This is a genomic window from Roseateles sp. AC306, from assembly GCF_979253795.1.
Map to the genome: position 1 here is coordinate 1 of NZ_CEEDEB010000093.1, position 260 is coordinate 260.

Genomic DNA, 260 nt, shown 5'->3' on the forward strand with positions numbered 1-260 from the left:
GCGTTGTTCTCCGGTAAGCGGATGGATGATGACGAAGAGATTACCTACACTGCACGCGGTGTGGCTGCCGACCCGGACGACGTCCTATTTTCGGGCAATCGTGCAACGCAGCCAGAATATGACGAATACGATCCATTATTAAACGGTGCGCCAATTACCGAACCTGTCGCTGTAGCAGCTGCTGCTACCACGGCGACACAAAGCTGGGCTGCGCCGGTTGAACCTGTGACTCAGACGCCGCCTGTTGCCTCTGTTGATGT

The 260-nt window shown here is 55.8% G+C and carries 1 protein-coding gene; it reads left to right on the forward strand.

Going from position 1 to position 260, the window contains the following annotated elements:
* On the forward strand, positions 1-260 hold a 260-nt coding region (locus AC0IZJ_RS28525; RefSeq protein ID WP_471855635.1), incomplete at both ends, for a hypothetical protein.